The sequence below is a fragment of the Microbacterium invictum genome (genome assembly GCF_034421375.1).
Classification (GTDB): domain Bacteria; phylum Actinomycetota; class Actinomycetes; order Actinomycetales; family Microbacteriaceae; genus Microbacterium; species Microbacterium invictum_A.
In genome coordinates this window covers 838,765-857,689 of the sequence record NZ_CP139779.1, presented here as the reverse complement: position 1 = coordinate 857,689, position 18,925 = coordinate 838,765, and the positions used below count along the sequence as shown (strand labels likewise).

General features: G+C 70.9%; 18 protein-coding genes. 13 read left to right on the top strand and 5 right to left on the bottom strand.

The window, feature by feature from the left end; genetic code table 11:
• Positions 1-68: 68 nt before the first annotated feature.
• The 7 genes from T9R20_RS04100 (at position 69) to T9R20_RS04070 (ending at position 7,440) form a co-directional block, all read left to right on the top strand.
• Positions 69-1,307, top strand: a complete 1,239-nt coding sequence (locus T9R20_RS04100; RefSeq protein WP_322411276.1) for an MFS transporter — start codon at positions 69-71, stop codon at positions 1,305-1,307.
• 113 nt (positions 1,308-1,420) lie between these two features.
• Complete coding sequence (locus T9R20_RS04095) at positions 1,421-2,353, top strand: sugar ABC transporter permease (protein WP_322411275.1); 933 nt, start codon at positions 1,421-1,423, stop codon at positions 2,351-2,353.
• Positions 2,353-3,306, top strand: coding sequence for a carbohydrate ABC transporter permease (locus tag T9R20_RS04090; RefSeq protein ID WP_322411274.1), 954 nt, complete (start codon positions 2,353-2,355; stop codon positions 3,304-3,306). The genes T9R20_RS04095 and T9R20_RS04090 overlap by 1 nt, the downstream gene beginning before the upstream one ends.
• Before the next feature lie 58 nt (positions 3,307-3,364).
• Positions 3,365-4,729, top strand: coding sequence for an ABC transporter substrate-binding protein (locus T9R20_RS04085; protein ID WP_322411273.1), 1,365 nt, complete (start codon positions 3,365-3,367; stop codon positions 4,727-4,729).
• A gap of 32 nt (positions 4,730-4,761) precedes the next feature.
• Positions 4,762-5,349: a DUF1992 domain-containing protein gene (locus tag T9R20_RS04080; protein ID WP_322411272.1), complete on the top strand. Its 588-nt coding sequence runs from the start codon at positions 4,762-4,764 to the stop codon at positions 5,347-5,349.
• 70 nt (positions 5,350-5,419) lie between these two features.
• The gene (locus T9R20_RS04075) at positions 5,420-5,986 is read left to right on the top strand and encodes an SRPBCC family protein (protein WP_322411271.1); all 567 of its coding nucleotides are present in this window, start codon (positions 5,420-5,422) and stop codon (positions 5,984-5,986) included.
• The gene (locus T9R20_RS04070) at positions 5,983-7,440 is read left to right on the top strand and encodes an NAD(P)/FAD-dependent oxidoreductase (RefSeq protein ID WP_322411270.1); all 1,458 of its coding nucleotides are present in this window, start codon (positions 5,983-5,985) and stop codon (positions 7,438-7,440) included. The genes T9R20_RS04075 and T9R20_RS04070 overlap by 4 nt, the downstream gene beginning before the upstream one ends.
• A gap of 11 nt (positions 7,441-7,451) precedes the next feature.
• Here the strand turns inward: T9R20_RS04070 and T9R20_RS04065 are convergent, their stop codons facing one another.
• Positions 7,452-8,045: a bifunctional nuclease family protein gene (locus tag T9R20_RS04065; RefSeq protein WP_322411269.1), complete on the bottom strand. Its 594-nt coding sequence runs from the start codon at positions 8,043-8,045 to the stop codon at positions 7,452-7,454.
• Here T9R20_RS04065 and T9R20_RS04060 point away from each other — a divergent pair.
• Positions 8,044-8,538 carry a metallophosphoesterase family protein gene (locus T9R20_RS04060; protein WP_322411268.1) on the top strand — a complete coding sequence of 165 codons (495 nt, stop codon included), beginning with the start codon at positions 8,044-8,046 and terminating at the stop codon, positions 8,536-8,538. The genes T9R20_RS04065 and T9R20_RS04060 overlap by 2 nt on opposite strands.
• A 15-nt stretch (positions 8,539-8,553) precedes the next feature.
• Here the strand turns inward: T9R20_RS04060 and T9R20_RS04055 are convergent, their stop codons facing one another.
• Positions 8,554-8,676 carry a hypothetical protein gene (locus T9R20_RS04055; protein ID WP_322411267.1) on the bottom strand — a complete coding sequence of 41 codons (123 nt, stop codon included), beginning with the start codon at positions 8,674-8,676 and terminating at the stop codon, positions 8,554-8,556.
• A 127-nt stretch (positions 8,677-8,803) separates the two neighbouring features.
• Here T9R20_RS04055 and cofD point away from each other — a divergent pair, with 127 nt between their 5' ends.
• From cofD to T9R20_RS04035, 4 genes are read left to right on the top strand one after another with little or no spacing between them, the layout of a single operon-like run.
• Complete coding sequence (gene cofD / locus T9R20_RS04050; protein ID WP_322411266.1) at positions 8,804-9,781, top strand: 2-phospho-L-lactate transferase; 978 nt, start codon at positions 8,804-8,806, stop codon at positions 9,779-9,781.
• 9 nt (positions 9,782-9,790) lie between these two features.
• Complete coding sequence (locus tag T9R20_RS04045; protein WP_322411265.1) at positions 9,791-11,047, top strand: FAD-binding protein; 1,257 nt, start codon at positions 9,791-9,793, stop codon at positions 11,045-11,047.
• Between the two features lie 27 nt (positions 11,048-11,074).
• Entirely contained in the window at positions 11,075-11,995 is a 921-nt protein-coding gene (locus T9R20_RS04040) for an oxygenase MpaB family protein (protein ID WP_322411264.1), read from the top strand.
• 17 nt (positions 11,996-12,012) lie between these two features.
• Complete coding sequence (locus tag T9R20_RS04035; RefSeq protein WP_322411263.1) at positions 12,013-13,101, top strand: DNA polymerase IV; 1,089 nt, start codon at positions 12,013-12,015, stop codon at positions 13,099-13,101.
• On the opposite strand, the gene T9R20_RS04030 is transcribed toward T9R20_RS04035, so the two are convergent.
• Positions 13,102-14,241 (bottom strand): ROK family transcriptional regulator, encoded by a 1,140-nt coding sequence (locus tag T9R20_RS04030; protein ID WP_322411262.1) that lies wholly within the window; start codon positions 14,239-14,241, stop codon positions 13,102-13,104.
• Between the two features lie 39 nt (positions 14,242-14,280).
• On the opposite strand from T9R20_RS04030, the gene T9R20_RS04025 reads away from it, so the two are divergent.
• The gene (locus T9R20_RS04025) at positions 14,281-16,410 is read left to right on the top strand and encodes an alpha-galactosidase (RefSeq protein WP_322411261.1); all 2,130 of its coding nucleotides are present in this window, start codon (positions 14,281-14,283) and stop codon (positions 16,408-16,410) included.
• A gap of 19 nt (positions 16,411-16,429) precedes the next feature.
• Here T9R20_RS04025 and T9R20_RS04020 read toward each other — a convergent pair whose 3' ends face one another.
• Positions 16,430-17,239, bottom strand: a complete 810-nt coding sequence (locus tag T9R20_RS04020) for a DUF1206 domain-containing protein (protein WP_322411260.1) — start codon at positions 17,237-17,239, stop codon at positions 16,430-16,432.
• A gap of 81 nt (positions 17,240-17,320) precedes the next feature.
• Positions 17,321-18,865: a glycosyltransferase family 2 protein gene (locus T9R20_RS04015; protein WP_322411259.1), complete on the bottom strand. Its 1,545-nt coding sequence runs from the start codon at positions 18,863-18,865 to the stop codon at positions 17,321-17,323.
• Between the last annotated feature and the right edge of the window lie 60 nt (positions 18,866-18,925).

The following is an 18,925-nucleotide window of genomic DNA, read 5'->3' as shown; positions in this document are numbered from 1 at the left end:
CTCGCGCTTCGCGCAAAGGCGGCACGAAACGCCGCCGGACGACCCGGGCGGCCGACCGAATCGACCTGATGCATATGACTCCTTCTGCTGCGCCCCGCCCGACCTCTCTGATCCAGGCCGCGGGACTGTCGTACTTCCCCATCGCGCTCGTCGCACGTCTGCCGTTCGCGATGGTTGTCGTCGGACTCCTGACCCTCGTGGTCTCGGCCCGCGACTCGCTGGCCCTCGGCGGGGTGACCGCCGCGGTGACCGGCCTCGGCACCGCGATGTTCGGTCCGCTCCTCGGCGCGGCGGCCGATCGATTCGGTCAGCGACGCGTGCTGCTGTGCGCCGGACTCGCGAACAGCCTGCTGCTCGTCGCGATCGCGTGGCTGGCATTCGCGCCGGTCCCCGATGCGGCGGTGCTGGCGGCCGGCTTCCTCATCGGCGCGTCCACGCCCCAGGTCGCACCGTTCTCGCGGAGTCGCCTCGTGGGGATCATCGCCCGCGCGATCGATCCCGCCCGCCGGGACGCCGTCGTCAGCGGCACCATGGCCTACGAGTCGGCCGCCGACGAGATCGTCTTCGTCTTCGGACCCGTGATCGTCGGCGTCCTCGCCGCCACGCTCGATCCCGTCGCGCCCGTCCTCGGCGCCGCAGCCCTGGCGGTGGTCTTCGTATCGGCGTTCGCGCTGCACCCGTCCGCCCGCGTCGAGGCCGGCATCCGTGAGGGCTCCCCCGCCCCGGCGCCGGCGCGCGAGCTCACCCGCGTCGCCGCGCCGGTCGTGGGCGCCCTCGGGATGGGTCTCTTCTTCGGCACGATGCTCACCTCGCTGACCTCGTTCATGGCCGACCGCGGCATCGCCGAGCAGGCGGGCGTCGTCTACGGCGCGATGGGCCTCGGCTCGGCAGCCCTCGCGCTGGGTGTCGCGGCCTTCCCCGCCCGATTCACGCTCGGCGCGCGCTGGATCGTCTTCGCCGCCATCCTCGTGGCCGGCACCCTCGTGCTGCCGTTCGTCTCCAGCGTCGTGGCCATGACCCTGACCCTCCTCGTCATCGGCGTCGGGATCGGCCCCACCCTCGTGACGCAGTACAGCCTCGCCGCCCATCGAAGCCCCGCCGGGCGCTCGTCGACGGTGATGACGATGCTCGGCTCGGGCATCGTGGTCGGCCAATCGGCGTCGACCGCGGTGGCGGGCATCGCCGCGGAATACCTAGGGACGGATACCGCGCTGACGCTGCCGTTTCTCGCGGCCGTCGTCGTGCTGCTGGCGGGCATCGTCGATGCCGCGATAGCTCCTCGGCGACAAGTACGGTTCGGCAACTAGACACAACTTCTCCTCGTTGGCAAGCGGATTGTCGCGGGATTTTCGGACGCTTACGTTCCGAAGGATCCCAGAGGAGGACCGATGCATCACCGACGGATGACACGGGTGGGGCGATGAGCCGATCGACCCGTCGCGCCCCTGTGACGCGCGACCGTTACAACCGCCGCGAGGCGATCTCGGGTTTCCTGTTCATCTCGCCCTGGATCGTCGGTTTCCTGATCTTCACCGCCGGTGCGATGGCCTACAGCCTGTACATCTCGTTCAGCAACTACAACCTCGCCACCAACAGCGCCCGGCCGGTCGGATTCGACAACTACGCCACCCTCTTCGAAGACCCCCGCGTGGGTGTCTCACTGGCCAACACGCTCTTCTACGTGGTGATGGCCGTGCCGCTGGAGATCATGTTCGCCCTCTTTCTCGCGATGCTCCTCGCGCGCGCGAGCCGCGGCGCAGGGATCTTCCGGACTCTGTACTATCTGCCGAAGATGACGCCCGCCGTGGCAACTGCAGCGGTGTTCTTCCTGCTGCTGAACGGCAACTCCGGCGCGATCAACCAGTTCCTCGGGATCTTCGGTATCCAAGGACCGCAGTGGCTGGTCGATCCCGCGTGGGTCAAGCCGAGCATCGTCATCATGACCCTGTGGACCGTGGCGGGCACGATGGTGATCTTCCTCGCGGCGTTGAAGAACGTTCCGGTAGAGCTCTACGAAGTGGCGTCCCTGGACGGCGCGGGTCCCGTCCGGAAGTTCTTCTCGATCACTCTGCCGATGATCTCGGGAGCGATGTTCTTCAACGTGATCGTGCTCTCCATTGCGGCGTTCCAGATCTTCGATCAGGCGTACATCCTCTTCTGGCGAGATCAGAGCAACTCCTCACCGGAGGCGTCGCTCTTCTACGCCATCTACCTGTTCCAACAGGCGTTCCGGCAGTTCAACTTCGGCTTCGCCGCGGCGATGGCATGGCTGCTGTTCGTCATCATCATGATCATCACGGTCATCCAGGTGAAGTTCGGCAACCGATTCGTCTACTACGAGGGGGACCGCTGATGTCCGCGACCCTGCAAACCCCGGGCGTCTCACGCCCCGTGCCCGAGGCCGCGGCCGCAGCCGCGCCATCCACGCCTCATCGCTCGCGCTGGCGACGCGCGTTCTCCCAGCCGAAGACGCTGGCTGGCCGTGTCGTCCTCGCCCTTGCGCTCATCCTCTTCTCGCTCCTCTTCCTGTACCCCTTCGCGTGGCTCCTCGCGGCGAGCTTCAAGCCGCGCGGAGAGGTGTTCGACAACGCGCTGATTCCGCGCACATTCGTTCCCGAGAACTACGTCGAGGTGTGGAACCAGCTGCCGCTGCTGAGCTGGATGTGGAACAGCGTCGCCATCGCGTTCCTCGCCGCGACGGCGGTGGCGATCTCGAGCTCGATCGTCGCATTCGGGTTCGCGTACTTCCGCTTTCCGGGGAGGGGCGTCCTGTTCGGACTGGTCCTCGCGACCATGATGCTCCCCGGCGCCGTGACCATGATCCCGATCTACCTGATCTGGAAGGAGACCGGGTTCCTCGGGACCTGGGTGCCGCTGTGGGGGATGAACCTCTTCGGCTCGGCCTTCTACATCTTCCTGCAGCGGCAGTTCTACTTGGGTCTCCCCCGGGAGCTGTTCGAGGCTGCACGACTGGACGGTGCGAGCAATTGGGGCCTGTTCTGGCGGATCGCCATGCCGCTGTCCATCCCCTCGTTCGTCATCGTGTTCCTCTTCGAGTTCCAGGCGAGCTGGAACAACCTGCAGGCGGCGCTCATCTACCTCAACGCCGGCGGGGTGGAGGACTTCACCGCGCCGCTGGGCATCGCCTACGCGATGACCAAGTACAGCCCCACTGCCGGGGGGCAGGGCGACTACCAGTACGTGATGGTCGCCTCGCTCCTTGTCACACTCCCCATGCTGATCCTCTTCGCCTTCGGGCAGCGCTACTTCATCGAGGGCGTCGCCACGCAGGGGCGCAAGGGATGACGGCTGCCCCGCCGTCCGCAGGCCCTCGCCGTATGCACCATCACGGGAAAGGAATCTCATGATTCGACAGCGCACAGCCGTCGCCGTTCTCGGCGCGGCATCCCTCATCGTCCTGACCGGTTGCGGCGGGGGCGGAGGCGGCGCGACCGCCGAGGACGTCGACTTCGGCGCCGACGCCACCGGCACGCTCAGCGTCTGGGGGTTCGAGAACGCCGACGACGTGGGCCAGGCACGCCTGGACTACGCCGCCGCAGAGGCCTCGGAACTGGAGATCGATCTCGACGCCACCGCCTTCGACGCCCAGAAGTTCACGACGCGGATCGCCAGCGGCGACGTGCCCGATGTCGTGCAGATGGACCGCCGCTTCGTCACCACCTATGCTGCGCAGGGCCTGGTGCTGCCGATGGACGACTGCTTCGCCGAGCACGACGTCACGCCCGACGACTACTGGTACCCGTTCGTCGTCGACGACGTGCGCTACGAGGACCAGGTGTGGGGTGTGCCGCAGTTCTATCAGCCGCCGGCCATCATCGTGAATCGCGCCGTGCTTGATGAGGCGGGCGTGACGAACGAGGAGATCGACACCGCTCAGCCCGATGTCCTGCTCGAGGCGATCGCGAAGGTCTACCAGGAATCGGGCGGGGTCCCCTCGCGCCTCGGATTCGACCCCGTCGCCACAGGTCAGGCGCCGCTCTGGATCCTCGGCATGGGCGGTCAGCTGACCGATGAAGACGGTGTGCCGACGCTCGACGACGCGTCGAACATCGCCGGCATCGAGATGCTGCAGCAGATCAGTGACGCGCAGGGCGGATTCGCCGAGGTGAAGAGCTTCACGGATTCGTTCGACACCTTCGGTGATCAGAATCAGTTCGTCGCAGGCCAGGTCGGCGCGCAGGTCAACGCCCAGTGGTACCCGAATGTCCTCTCGCCCTACGTGGATGAGATCGACATCCAGGCGGTGCCGTTCCTCGACAGCGAGGGCAACCCGTTCGCCGTCGCCGGCGGCCAGGCGTTCGTCATCCCTGTCGGCGCCGCCCAGCCGGCCGCTGCGTGCGACTGGCTCGTCGACGTGACGAGCGAGGGCGCGTGGATGGCGGCTGCCGAGGCACGCGCGGCGACCCGCGAGGCGGACGGCGGTATCAACACCGGGCTGTTCACCGGGTCGCCCGGCCCCGACCAGGCGATCCGCGAGCAGTACGTGGTGTCGTCAGGCAATGAAGGCTTCGACCAGGTCATCCAGACCTACTACGACGTCCTCGAGTACGGCCAGTCCTTCGGGTCCTCGCCGGTGGGGCAGGAGATCCAGAACGAACTGAACAACGCCGTCACCGCGGCGCTACTCGGTGACAAGACCGCGGAAGGGGCGCTTGCCGACGCGCAGGCTGCAGCGATGCGCGCCTACGACAACGTCACCGGCGGCTGACGGTTGCGTACCGTGGAAGCAGGAGGTGCTGGATGGAGGATCCCAGACTTCGAGCGGCACGGTATCGCGTCGAGCGGCTGCAGCGGGAAGAGAGTCCGGATGCGACGGGCGAGGGCGTCCACGCGGCGCCGTCCGAGTCCGCGGATGCCACGCCCACCCCTGACCCGTCGCCGTCGGCAGGAGCAGCGGCGCGTGCCGCCTACGTCGAGATCGCCATCCAGCAGGCGATCCGGCGGGGTGACTTCGATGACCTCCCCGGCGCAGGCAAACCCCTCCCCGACCTCGGGCGCGCACACGACCCGGACTGGTGGATCCGCCGCAAGATCGAACGCGAGCAGCTGACCGGGCTCGGACCCCCGGCGCTGACGCTGCGGGTGGAAGACGCCGAGCTACCCGAACGCCTGGATGCGCTCTCGCGCGAAGAGGACGTGCGCGAGGCGGTGGAGGACTTCAATCGGCGGGTGAAGCTCGCTCGGATGCAGCTCCTCGGCGGCCCGCCGGTCGTCACATCCCTCCGCGATATCGAGGTCGAAGTGGCCGCCTGGCATGCGCGACGCCGGGCGCGCATGCCCGCGCAGGTTCCGCCGCCCCCGCCTCGGCGGTGGTGGCGGCGACGTTGAGGGACCTGTCAACGGGGTGGGGTGCGCGCTCGGAACGCCGTACGGTCGAGGCATCCGGAAGGAGTTCGCGATGTCACGCAACGTGCGAGAGATGGCGTGTGCGCCCGAGAGCGTCTTCGAGGTGCTGGCCGAGGGTTGGCTGTTCCCGTCGTGGGTGGTCGGGGCCTCCCGCATGCGCGACGTCGATGCCGACTGGCCCGCGGCCGGCTCGCGCTTGCACCACTCCTTCGGCGCCTGGCCACTGCTGGTCGACGACGAGACGGTGTCCACGGAGTGGGACCCGCCGCGACGTGCGGTGATGGTCGCCACGGGCTGGCCCATCGGCGAAGCCCGCATCTCGATCGATGTGAAGCCCCGCGGGAAGGGCAGTGTCGTGCGCCTCCAGGAGGAAGCCATCGCGGGTCCGCCCCGCTACGTCCCCGACATGGTGATCGACCTGCTGCTGCACTGGCGCAACGCCGAGACCCTCCACCGCCTCGCCTACCTGGCCGAGGGGCGCCATGCGCGCAGCCGCGAGACCACCGCCGAAGAGGAGAACGAGGACGCCGGCCGCCCCTCCTCCCCCGACGTCGCGGACGATCATGAGGCCGAAGAGGCCGCACAAGCCGCCGAGGCGGCGGAAGCGGCGCGCGGATGAGGCGCTCGGGAGAACTCGACGCCATCGTCGTCGGCGCCGGACCCAACGGTCTGGCGGCCGCCGTCACGCTCGCGCGGTCGGGGCTGGGCGTCCGGGTCTACGAGCGCCTGGGCGCCGTCGGCGGCGGCACCGCGACATCCGAGCTCACCCTCCCGGGTTTCCGTCACGACATCTGCTCGGCGGTGCATCCGCTCGCGCTGGCATCGCCGTTCTTCCGGGAGTTCGGACTGGCCGAGCGCGTCGGCTTCGAGATCCCCGAGATCTCCTTCGCCCATCCCCTGGACGCAGGGCGCGCGGGCGTCGCCTACCGCGACCTCGACCGCACGGTGGATGAGCTCGGCCGCGACGGCGCGGCGTACCGCGCGTTGCTCGGCCCCCTCGTCGCCGCGGCGGATCAGATCGCCGACTTCACCACCCACCCGCTCGTGCGGGTCCCCCCGCACGTCGTCGCACCCGTGCGGTTCGGACTCGCAGCGCTGTCGCAAGCCGGCCGGTGGTGGAACACCCCCTTCGCAGAGGACGCCGCTCCGTCGATGATCACCGGGGTGTCGGCCCACACCATCCTCCCCCTGCCGAGTCTGGCCTCGGCGGCGGCTGGCCTCGCCCTCACGACCCATGCCCACGCCCGCGGCTGGCCGATCCCGATCGGCGGCAGCCAGGCCATCGCCGATGCCCTCGCCGACGACCTCCTCGCCCACGGCGGCGAGATCGTCACCGACCACGAGGTCGCCGATCTCGACGAGCTCCCCCCCGCGCGCGCGGTGCTTCTCGACGTCACCCCCGCCGCGCTCATCCGCCTCTCCGGCGAGCGCATGCCGGCCGCGTATCGCCGCGCACTGGAGAGGTTCCGGTACGGCAACGGCGTCCTGAAGGTGGACTTCGCCCTCTCCGGCCCGGTGCCCTGGACGAACGAGGCCGTCCGCCACGCGGGAACGGTGCACGTCGGCGGCAGCCGAGCCGACATCGCGGCGGCCGAGAACGTCGTCGCGCGCGGCGGAGTGCCCGAGCGGCCCTATGTGCTCGTGGCTCAGCCGAGCACGTTCGACGACAGTCGCGCACCAGCGGGTATGCACACGCTGTGGACCTACACGCACGTGCCGGCGGGCTCGACCGTCGACACCACCGAGGCCGTCATCTCGCAGATCGAGCGGTTCGCGCCGGGGTTCCGCGACCTGATCGTGGCGACCTCGACGCTCACCGCGGTCGACATGGAGCGGCACAACCCGAACTACCCGGGCGGCGACATCGCCGCGGGCCTCCCCGATGTGCGCCAGCTCCTGGGGCGCCCCACGTTCTCGTCCGAGCCGTGGCGCACCGCGATGCCCGGGATGTACCTCTGCGGCGCGTCGACGAGCCCGGGGCCGGGCGTGCACGGCATGGCCGGCTGGCTGGCGGCGCGAAGCGCCCTCCGGCACGAGTTCGGCACCCGCATCCTGCCCGTTCTCTCGCCCTGAGGGGTCCGCCGTCAGCCCTGGAAGTCCTCAAGATCGACCTCGTCGAGGAACCGCTTGAACTCCTCGAGTTTCTCTTCGTCGGGCGTGTCGTCCTCTTCGAACTCCATCGCCGACACCGGGATACCCGCGTCGGCGAGCACGTCGTCGGCGACCCAGATCGGCGCACCGACCCGGGAGGCCAGGGCGATCGCATCCGAGGGACGGGCATCGAGGACGCGCCGGGAATCCGGGAGCCGAACGGTGATCTCGGCGTAGAACGTGCCGTCGTCGATGCGGGTGACCTCGACCCGCTCGACCTCGGCCGACACGGTTTCGAGCAGCGTCTTCATCAGATCGTGTGCGAGGGGACGCGGGGGCTCCGCGCCCTCGACGGCGATGGCGATCGAGGTCGCCTCCTGCGCGCCGATCCAGATGGGCAGCATCCGCGCGCCCTCTTCTTCTTCGGCGATCGGCCGGAGCAGGATCACGTACTGTCGTGCGGCATCGAGCGCGACGCCGATCACACGGACCTGGACCACCCCGACCTCCTCGATGTCGACGGCGAGGATGTGCCCATCGTGGCACAGGGCCCGACGGGCGGCGACGGTCGGACAGAATCGACGCATGCCGACGCGCCTTCTCCTGATCTCCGACACGCACATCCCCGGTCGGGCGCGGACGCTCCCGGCCGCCGTGCGGCGCGAGGCCGACGCCGCCGATCTCATCGTCCACGCCGGCGACTGGGTGTCGGTGGCCGTGGTCGATGACCTGCAGGGCCACGGCGAGGTGCTGGGGGTGTACGGCAACAACGACGGCACCGACCTGCGGCAACGGCTACCGGAGTTCGCCGAGCGGACGATCGAGGGGGTGCGGCTGGGCGTCGTCCACGAGACCGGCGACGCGAAGGGCCGGGAGAAACGGATGACGCTGCGCTACCCGGGTCTGGATGTCCTCGTCTTCGGGCACAGCCACATCCCCTGGGACTCCACCACCGAAACGGGGCTGCGGCTTCTCAATCCCGGCTCACCGACCGATCGGCGGCGCCAGCCGCACCACACCCTGATGACCGCTGTTCTCGACGATGGATCGCTCCGCCAGGTCACGCTCAAGGCGCTATGAATCGCCGGGCAGGGGTCACGCGTCGGGATCCTCACCCTCCGCCTGCGACGGGTGGCCCTCCCGAGGCAGCACTTCGCCGTCGGCGGGGCGGTCGGGATCTTCGCCTTCGGCCTGACTCGGCTTGTTGGGATCGGACACGGCGATCTCCTCTCGTGGATGTCGGGCCATCTTCCCCCGCGCTCGCCGCGGTGCCGAGGGGGTTGACGGACCGTCGGTTCTGGCCCGGTGCGCCGCGTGGTCGTCGCGGCGCGGGTAGCGTTGACGGGTGAAGATCACCGTCATCGCCGGGGGCGTGGGAGGTGCACGGTTCGTGCGCGGCGTCCGCGAGCACGTCCGCCGCAGCGGCCAGGACCACACCATCGACGTCGTCGTCAACACCGGCGATGATTGGTGGCTGGCGGGGCTTCGCATCTGGCCCGACCACGACAGCATCCTGTACACCCTCGCCGGGCAGAACGACGAGCAGCGCGGGTGGGGCAGGCGCGGCGAGAGCGAACGCGTGTCGGAGGAGCTCCGCACCTGGGGCGTCACCCCCGAGTGGTTCACCCTCGGCGACCTGGACCTCGGCACCCACATCGCACGCACGGCGTGGCTGCGCGCGGGCGAGACGCCGAGCGACGTCGCCGGCCGGCTCGGAGCCCGCTGGGATCTCGGCGTCGCTCTCCACCCCGCCACCGACGACGAGATCGACACGCACATCGTCACGCCGGACGGTGAGCGACTGCACTTCCAGGAGTGGTGGACCCGCCATCGCGCCCAGCTGGCCGTCGCGCGATTCGAGCAGCAGGGGATCGAGTCCGCCCGGCCCGCACCGGCCGCGCTCGCTGCGATCGCCGCCGCCGATGTCATCCTCCTCGCCCCCTCGAACCCCGTGGTCTCGATCGGACCGGTGCTCGAGATCCCGGGTATCCGCGACGCGCTCGCCACCGCCTCGGCACCGATCGTCGGGGTTTCGCCCATCATCGGCGGAGCCGCGGTGCGGGGCATGGCCGAGGCGTGCCTCGCCGTCATCGGCGTGTCCGCCGACGCCGGCGCGGTAGCCCGTCACTACGGCGCCCGGGGCCGGGGCGGTGTGCTCGACGGCTGGCTCGTCGGCGAAGAGGACGCGCAGGCGGTGCCCGCGATCGATGCCGCCGCGATCGCCGCCAGGGCTGTCCCGCTGTGGATGAAGGATGCCGACACGTCGGCCGCCCTCGCCGCGGATGCGCTCGCCTTCGCCCAGGCGCTCGCCGATCTCGGGTAGACCTGTGGGGTGACCACCAACTGGGCAGGAAACCTCACCTACCGCGCGGCGCGTGTCGTCGAACCCTCCGATGAGACCGAACTCTCCCGCATCCTCGACCGGGCGCGAGAGGACGACGCGACCGTCCGCGTGCTCGGAAGCCGCCATTCGTTCAACGACATCGCCGACACCGACGGGGTGATCGTCTCGCTCGCCGGGCTCGCGCGCAGCGGGGCGGTGGACGTGGCGCCCGACCGGACGAGCGTGCGGATCCCTGCCGGCATCCGGTACGGCGACCTCGTGCCGGTGCTCGAACGCGAGGGGCTCGCGCTGGCCAATCTCGCCTCGCTCCCCCACATCTCGGTCGCCGGCGCCGTCCAGACCGGCACACACGGGTCGGGCGACCGCGTCGGAGCCCTCGGCACCCAGGTCGCCGCGGTCGAACTGCTCACCGCCGCCGGCGAGCGCGCCACCCTCGAGCGGGGGGACGAGGATTTCCCGGGCGCCGTCGTCGGCCTCGGCGCCCTCGGCATCGTCACCCACCTTCACCTCGACGTCCTGCCGCACTACACCGTCGCGCAGACGGTCTATGAGGGGGTGCGCTGGGATGACGCGCTGGGTCGTTTCGACGAGCTCACGGGCGCGGGCGACAGTGTGAGCCTGTTCACACGATGGGTCGACCCGGACGTCATCGACCAGGTGTGGGTGAAGGCCCGGGCGACCTCACGCCCCGACGACCTGTCGGCCTTCGGGGCGCGGGCGGCCGACGGTCCGCGTCATCCGATCCCCGGCATCGACCCGACCCCGTGTACGACGCAGCTGGGCGTTCGGGGGCCGTGGTACGACCGGCTCCCGCACTTCCGGCTGGCATTCACCCCGTCGGCCGGTGAGGAGCTCCAGTCGGAGTACCTCGTCGCCCGCACCGAGGCGGTGGCGGCGATCGAGGCGGTGCGGGGGCTCGCCGATCGCATCGCGCCGCTCCTCCTCACCTGCGAGGTGCGGACGATGGCGGCGGACGACCTCTGGCTCTCTCCCGCGTACGACCGCCCCACGGTCGGCATCCACTTCACCTGGCACCGCGACGAAGAAGCGGTCCGCGCCCTCCTCCCCGCGATCGAGGCAGCCCTGCCGGCATCGACCCGGCCGCACTGGGGGAAGGTCTTCACGATGCCCGGGGACGAGATCCGCGGCCGGTATCCCCGATTCGACGACTTCGCGGCGCTCCGAACGCGCCTGGACCCCGACCGGAGGTTCGTCGGCGACTACCTGGCGCGACTCGGGCTCTGACCTCCGCAGCCGTGGCACGCTGGAAGCATGGGCACCGGATCGATTGCTCCGCCGCGTTCGTCGACGCTGCGGTCGCGGCTGCTCACTGCGCTCTCGGGCGACCCGAACGGCACGCCGCCGTGGGTGCGGGCCCTCGCCGACGGGGATGACGCCGGGTACTTCGCCGACGGGGGCGCGGTCTGGACCGTGCATGCGGGTACGAGCACGCTGATCGCCGGCATCCGCGCGCTGCTCATCCAGGCCCTGCACCCGGGCGCACTGGCGGGGGTCCACGACCATTCCCGCTACCGCGACGACCCGATGGGACGCCTGTCGGGCACCGTCCGGTGGATCCTCTGCGTCACGTACGGATCGACCGCGCAGGCGCAGCGCGAGACCGCGCGGGTCGGACGTCTCCACCAGCGGGTGCGCGGCACGTACGACACGGCCGACGGCCCACGCGCCTATACCGCCGGCGACACCGATCTCGTCGAATGGGTGCACCTGGCCTTCACCGAGGCCTTCCTGGGAGCGCACGAGATCTGGGGCGGACCGATCCCAGGGGGCGGCGACGCCTACGTGAGGGAGTGGGCGCAGGCAGGGCGGCTGATGCGGGTGGCGAACCCGCCCGAGACCGAGGCGGAGCTGCGCGCGCGTCTCGCGGCGTTCACCGGCGAGCTGCGCCGCGACGAGCGGGTCGACGAGGTCGTGCGGTTCCTGCGACGCGTGCCGCTCCCCGGTTCGATGGGCGTGAGCTACAGGCTGCTGTTCGCCGCGGCCGTGGCGAGCCTCCCCCGCGAGTACCGGAAGCTGCTGGGCCTCCGCCGCGTGCCGCTGCCGGTGATCACCCTCGCACGGCTCGCGCTCGCAGCATCTACCCGCGCCCTCGGCGCCGGGCCGCGCGCGCAGGACTTCGCCCGCGAACGCCATGCACGACTCGGGTTCCCCCCGCCCGTGAGCCAGGACTGACGAGCCGGCGCCCAGCGATGGCCGAGAGCGAGACGCAGACCCGGCGATGGGTGCTGCACGTCGACCTCGACCAGTTCATCGCGGCGGTCGAGGTGCTCCGCCGCCCCGAGCTCGCCGGGAAGCCGGTGATCGTCGGGGGCCGAGGCGACCCCACCGAGCGCGCGGTCGTGTCGACCGCGTCGTACGAGGCGCGCGCGTTCGGGGTGGGATCGGGGATGCCGCTGCGGATCGCGGCGCGGAAGGTGCCCGACGCGGTGATCCTGCCGGTCGACCACGCCGCGTACACGGCCGCGTCGGAGGAGGTGATGGCGACCCTGAGAGCGCAGCCGGGGGCGGTGGTGCAGGTGCTCGGGTGGGACGAGGCGTTCGTCGGCGTGACCGCCGCCGATCCCGAGGCCTTCGCCGCGGACCTGCAGCGCGCCGTGCTCGAGCGCACCCGGCTGCACTGCAGCGTCGGCATCGGCGACACGCTCGTGCGCGCGAAGAACGCCACCGGATTCGGCAAGCCGCGCGGCCGCTTCCGCCTCACGGCGGACAACTGGCTCGAGGTGATGGGCGACCGGCCCACCGCGGACCTCTGGGGTGTGGGGACGAAGATCTCGCGGCGCCTGGAGGCGCTCGGCATCCGGTCCGTCCGCGACCTCGCCGTCGCCGACATCGCGCCGCTCGCGGCGGAGTTCGGGCCGAAGATGGGGCCGTGGTACCGCCAGCTGGGCCGCGGCGACGGGTCGGACGTCGTCGACGACACCCCCTGGGTCGCGCGGGGGCACAGCCGGGAGACGACGTACCAGCAGAATCTCGAAACACGCGACGAGGTCGAGGCGGCCGCGCACGCGCTGCTCGCACAGGTGCTCGACGACGTGGCAGCCGAGGGGCGCCCGGTCGTCGGCCTCGGGCTGAAGGTGCGGTACGCGCCGTTCGTCACCAAGACCTTCACCCGAAAGATCGCCGAGACCTACGATCGGCAGGCGGTGATCGCCGAGGCGTCCGCCCTCCTCGCCAAGATCGAGCCCGATCGTCCGGTGCGACTGCTCGGGATGCGGGCGGAGATGGCGATGCCCGATGATGCGCGCGAGGGGCACACCCCCACCCGGAGCGGCTGGTGACTACCGCGACGTGCGGGCGCGGAGGTCGATGCGGTCCACGGCGGCCTGGATGGCCACGGCGGCCGCGCCGCGCGCCCATGCCGTGAAGCCGCCGTCGTCGACGTGCAGCGTCACGGGATCGGCCCGGGGGTCGCGGGCGGCGGTGATCGCGGCGCGCACGCGCTCCTCGGCGGCGGCGGCCAGATCGATCCCCTCACCGGCGAGCACGACGACGGACTGCTGGGTGAGGCCCGCCACCAGGGCGAGGAGGTTTCCCAGCGCCTCGGCGAGCGCGGAGACGATCGGCACGACAGTCTCGTCGCCCGCACGCGCGAGGACGAGCGCCTCGCGGGCGGCGACCGGTCGGCCCAGCGAGCGGGTGAACGCGGCGAGCACCGACGCGGTCGTCAGCATCTGCGCGCATCCGCGGTGACCGAGCGGACAGATCGGGCCCGCCGCCGAGACCGGCACGTGCCCCACGAGGTCGACTCCCGCCGTGGTCCGGACCACCCGATCGTCCACGACGAGCCCGTGCCCGATCCCCGCACCGACCGTGATGAGCGAGAATCCCGGGATGCCGCGCCCCTTCCCGAACCAGTGCTCGGCCTCGGTGAGCGCGACGACGTCGTTCTCGACGGTCACCGGCACCCCGAGACGGGCGCTCACGAGGTTGGCGAGGTCGACGTCGGTCCAGGCGAGGAACGGGGCGAACTCCACCCGCCCCGCCCGCACGGTGCCGCCGACGCTCACCCCCGCCGCCCGGAGCGGGGCGTCGCCCGTCGCCTCGGCGACGAGGCCCCGCACCAGCTCGACGATGAGCGCGACGACGCCCTCCGGATCGGTCGCGTCCAGTGCCCGGTCGGCCTGGGAGAGGACGTCGGCGCGCGCATCGGTGAGCACGGCGTAGGCCCGGTCGCCGGTCAGCTTCACACCGGCGAACCGCCCCCACTCCGAGGCGACGTCGAGAGGGGTCACGGGGCGGCCGACCAGGCCGTCCAAGATGTGGGGCCGCTCGACGAACACGCCCCGGTCGACGAACGGCTTGGCCAAGCGCGTCAGACTCGCCGGCGACAGGGCGAGCCTTTCGGCCAGCGCAGTGCGAGAGATCGGGCCGTGCACGAGCACGGCCCGCGCGAGGGCGGACTCGCTGTCGGTGAGCACGGCACCTCCGGACAATAGTTTCCTGATAGAAATATTGGCATGAATCCCCGCGATGACGTCCTTCATCTCCGACGCGGCGGCACGAGTGTCATCCTCGATCTGTCGACCGCCCCTGTCCCGACGATCGTGCACTGGGGCGCCGACCTCGGCGCGCTGCCCCGCGAGGCGCTGACCTCGCTCGCCGTCGCCGCGCGCCCGCAGCGGGTGTCGGGGGGCCTGGACGCCACGCCGCGGCTGACCGTCCTTCCGACCGAGGCCGCCGGGTGGATGTTCTCCCCCGCCGTCGAGGGCCACCGGGCAGGATCAGGGAGCAGCATCCTGTTCTCGCTCGCCGGCGTCACAGGCGACGATCACTCGGCGACGCTCGAGCTCGTCGACGCCGAGTCGGGTCTGGAGGCGCGGGTCGACCTGGCGCTCGGCGTCGCCGGGGTGTTCACCCAGCGGGTGACCCTGCGCAACGTCGGCGACACCGCGTTCACCGTCGACCGCCTGCAGGCGACCTTCCCCCTGCCGTGGGAGGCGACCGAGATCCTCGACACCACCGGGCATCATCTGCGCGAACGTGCCCCGCAGCGCCGACCCCTCGCCATCGGCACCCATCTGCGCGAGAGCCGGCGGGGCCGACCGGGCGCCGATGCGACCGTGCTCCTCGCCGCGGGGCGGCCCGGGTTCGGCTTCGAGACCGGGCAGGTGCACGGTCTCCACGTCGCATGGAGCGGCAATCACCGCGTCCTCGCCGAACGCACGAGCAACGGCGACGCGTTCCTCGCCGGCGGCGAGCTGTTCCTGCCGGGCGAGGTCGTGCTCGCCCCGGGCGACGAGATCACCACGCCCCCGGTGATGGGATCGTGGGGCGACGGCCTCAGCGAGCTGTCGCACCGATTCCACGACGAGTGGCGGGCGCGCCCGCAGCATCCCTCCCGTCCGCGCCCGATCACCCTCAACACGTGGGAAGCGGTCTACTTCGACCACGACCTCGACCGGCTCCGGGCGCTCGCGGACGCGGCCGCCGAAGTGGGAGTCGAGCGCTTCGTGCTCGACGACGGCTGGTTCCTCGGCCGTCGCGACGACACCGCAGGTCTCGGTGACTGGCTGGTCGATCCGGTGGTCTGGCCCGGCGGCCTGCACCCGCTCGTCGACCACGTGCGCGGTCTCGGAATGGAGTTCGGCCTGTGGGTGGAGCCCGAGATGGTGAACCCCGACAGCGAGCTGGCCAGGGAGCATCCGGACTGGATCCTACGCGGGCGCAGCGACCTGCCGCCGTCCGCGCGGCAGCAGCAGGTGCTGAACCTCGCCCACCCGGACGCGTACCGCTACATCTCGGAGCGTCTTCATGCGCTCCTCGAGGAGTATCCGATCGCGTATCTGAAGTGGGACCACAACCGCGACCTCGTCGATGCCGCGGCGGGCCCGGGCGGTGCCTCGCGCGCGCACGCGACCACGCTTGCGCTCTACCGTCTGCTCGACGAACTGAAGGCCGCGCACCCGGAGCTCGAGATCGAGAGCTGCGCATCGGGCGGAGCGCGGGTCGACCTGGGGATCCTCGATCGCACCGACCGGATCTGGACGAGCGACAGTCTCGACCCGCTCGAACGGCTGCCGAACCAGCGCTACACCGGTCTGGTGGTGCCGCCGGAGCTGATGGGTGCGCACCTGACCACCCCGCATCTGCACACCTCGGGGCGCACCGTGGATCTCGAGCTGAGTGCGGCGGTCGCCCTCATCGGGCACTTCGGCATCGAGTGGGACCTCACCGGCACCGACCGGGCGACGCGGGCGAGAATCGCGGAGTGGGTGGCGTACGCGGCGTCCCTCCGCGAAATGATCGCCACCGGGCGGACCGTGCACGTCGACGGCACCGACCCCGGTGTGGACGTGCGCGGCGTCGTCGCGGCGGACGGTTCGCAGGCGATGTTCACGATCGTGCAGACGATGACGGATGCCGCGTGGCCGCCCGGACGCGTGCGGATGCCCGGGCTGGCGGATGACCGCCTGTACCGGGTGACCCTGTCTCCGTTGACCCGCGCTCACGATGCCGGGCAGTCGCCGCTGGAATGGGCGGGGGCCGAGACGGTGCTGACCGGCCGCCAGCTGTCGGTCGTCGGGCTGCGGCCGATGGTTCAGCAGCCGCAGCGGGCGATCGTCGTCGACGTGGTGGCGGCGGACTGACGCGGCAGAACGGGCGGGGTCACATGCGCGCGTAGCGCGCGCGGGCGAAGCAGAACAGGCCGTACAGGATGAGGCCGGCGCCGACGATCCAGAGGATCACCTGACCGAACGGCAACTGCGCGAGACTCTGCAGTGCTCCGTCGAGCCCGCCCGCGGCCTCGGGGTCCTGTGTGAAGGCGGCGACGATGAAGAGGAGGCCGGCGACCCCGACGGCGATGCCCTTGGCGACGTATCCCGCGATGCCGAATCCCACGATCGCCTTCCCGAGCGTGGCCGGCGGGAGGTTGAGCTTCTCCTCGAACTTCTTGGTCACCCCCTTGTAGACGAAAGCGCCGCCGACGACGGCGACGACGAGCCCGACGAGGACGAGCAGGAAGACACCACCCGGTGTCGCGAGCAGCTGGGCGCTCAACGACTGCGTGGATCCCGAGGACGAGGAGCTTCCTCCCAGCGCGTAGGTGAGGGCGGTCGCGGCGACCGCGATGTAGGCGCCGGCGGTACCGAGGTGCTTGACGCGGCGACCCCACTTCTTCTTGTCGTCCCCCGCGGTGTCGGAGGCGAAGAACGCCTGCGCGATCTCGAAGAGAGAGAGGGCGGTGAGGCCGATGACGATGACCCACAGCACGACGAGGCCGAAGGGCGACTCGCGGATCTGCGACATGGCGCCGCTCTGATCGGCCGAGCCGCCCCCGGCGCCCGTGGCGATCGTGATGGCGATACTGCCGATGATGATGTGGAGGAGTCCGAGGACGGCGTATCCGACCCGAGCGACCGCGCGGAATGTCGAGGAGGAGTGGGCAGACCGCGCTGCATTCTTCGCCGTGCTCATAGGGGAACGGTATCGATCCCGCTGACGCAACGACCACCTGTTGACGCGCGGGCGCCCTCGTGCTCTGGCGAGCACGGAGGGTCACCGTCCGCGCACGGGGCCCAGCCGGGCCCGGGCGGCGCGCACCGTGCGCGCGAGCACCTCGCGGCCTCTCCCCCGGCTCGGCTCGCGGTGCACTCGCACGGCTCCGTCGTCGCCGGCCTCGAGGCGAAGCGGGCGCCCCGCGAGGATCGGCGAGTTGCGTACCTCGGCGAGGACCCCCTGGTCGGCCGTGAGCGGCACATCGAAGGCCCACCCGGCGCATCGAACGCTGGCCACCAGTGTGCCTCCGGCGCCCGCCTCACCCGCGAACGCCCGCTGGGGATCGATGACCAGCCGTACGCCCTCGCGGGTCGGACGCGATCCCTTGGCGACGGGCGAGACACCGCGGTCGGTCCGGACGGACACAGCGACCCGGTCGCGCCCCGCATCGGCCGCCGCCTCGATGAGCGCGTCGCGGAACGGGCGAAGGGAGAGATCCGCCGTCCAGTCGCCCGCATCCCCCGCCGACAGGGAGACCGCTGCATCCGCTTCGCCGTGCATCACCCCGACCGACAGCGCGAGCGCGAGGCCCCCGCCGCGGGTCCACCGCGCCGAGGTCACCGTGACACGGCAGCGCAGCTCGCTCTCCCAGCGGGCGAAGTCCGCCAGGTCGTCGCGACGGTCGGCGCGAAGCAGGCGCGAGCGCACCCGTTCGGCGGGCGGGAGCCCCGCCTCGACTCCGTCGTCGACCCACCGGCGCACGAGCGGCCGCGAGGCATCGAAGAAGCGCGTTCGATACGCCTGCGAATAGTTGATCAGCCGCCGGCCCGCGATCCGCCGGAGAATTTTTCCCCGGTACCAATGTCGAAGCAGCTGGTCGCGCAGATCGACCTGCTCGACGTGGGCTTCCACGAGAGCGAGGACGTTCGCGAGGTGCGGGAAGTACTGATCCGGGTCGATGCGCGACGAGCTCGCACTGCCGGGATGCCGCACCCAGGCGTAGCACGGCTCGCTCGACAGGATCGAGATCGTCCGCGAAGCGAAGTACGCCCGCATGACGAACAGGTGATCTTCCAGACGCACCTTGCCGTCGGGGTAGCGGATGCCGTGCTCGCGGAGGAACGCGGTGCGGAACAGCTTGTGCGGCGTGAGCATCTCCAGGAGCGGGTCCTCGCCGAGGGTGGCACGGGGAACGTCGCGGCGGAAGATACGGCGGGGGATCCGGCGACCGACGCCGACCTCGCGCCCGACCACCACGTCCGACCCGTTCCGATCCGCGAAATCGCACAGCCGCTCGAGAGCGGCGTCGAAGAGATAGTCGTCCTGGTCGACGAACTGGACGTAGGTGCCGGCGGCGGCATCGATGCCGTGATTTCGCGGTGTGCCGGGCCACCCCGTGTGCGGAAGCGACAGGACCCGGACATTCGGGCGATCGGCGGCGATGCCGGCGAGCTGCTCGACCGTCTGCTCACCCGAGCCGTCGTCACACAGCAGCACCTCGAACTCGTCGGACGGGATCGTCTGCCGGTCGAGCGAGGCGATGAGCGGGTCGATCGCGCCTCCGGGGCGATAGACCGGAACGACCACGCTCACCCGAATCGCCACCACCCCAACCAAGCACACCGAACCGGCGATCCCCGGGGGTTGCGCCGGAGCCGCTGCGGG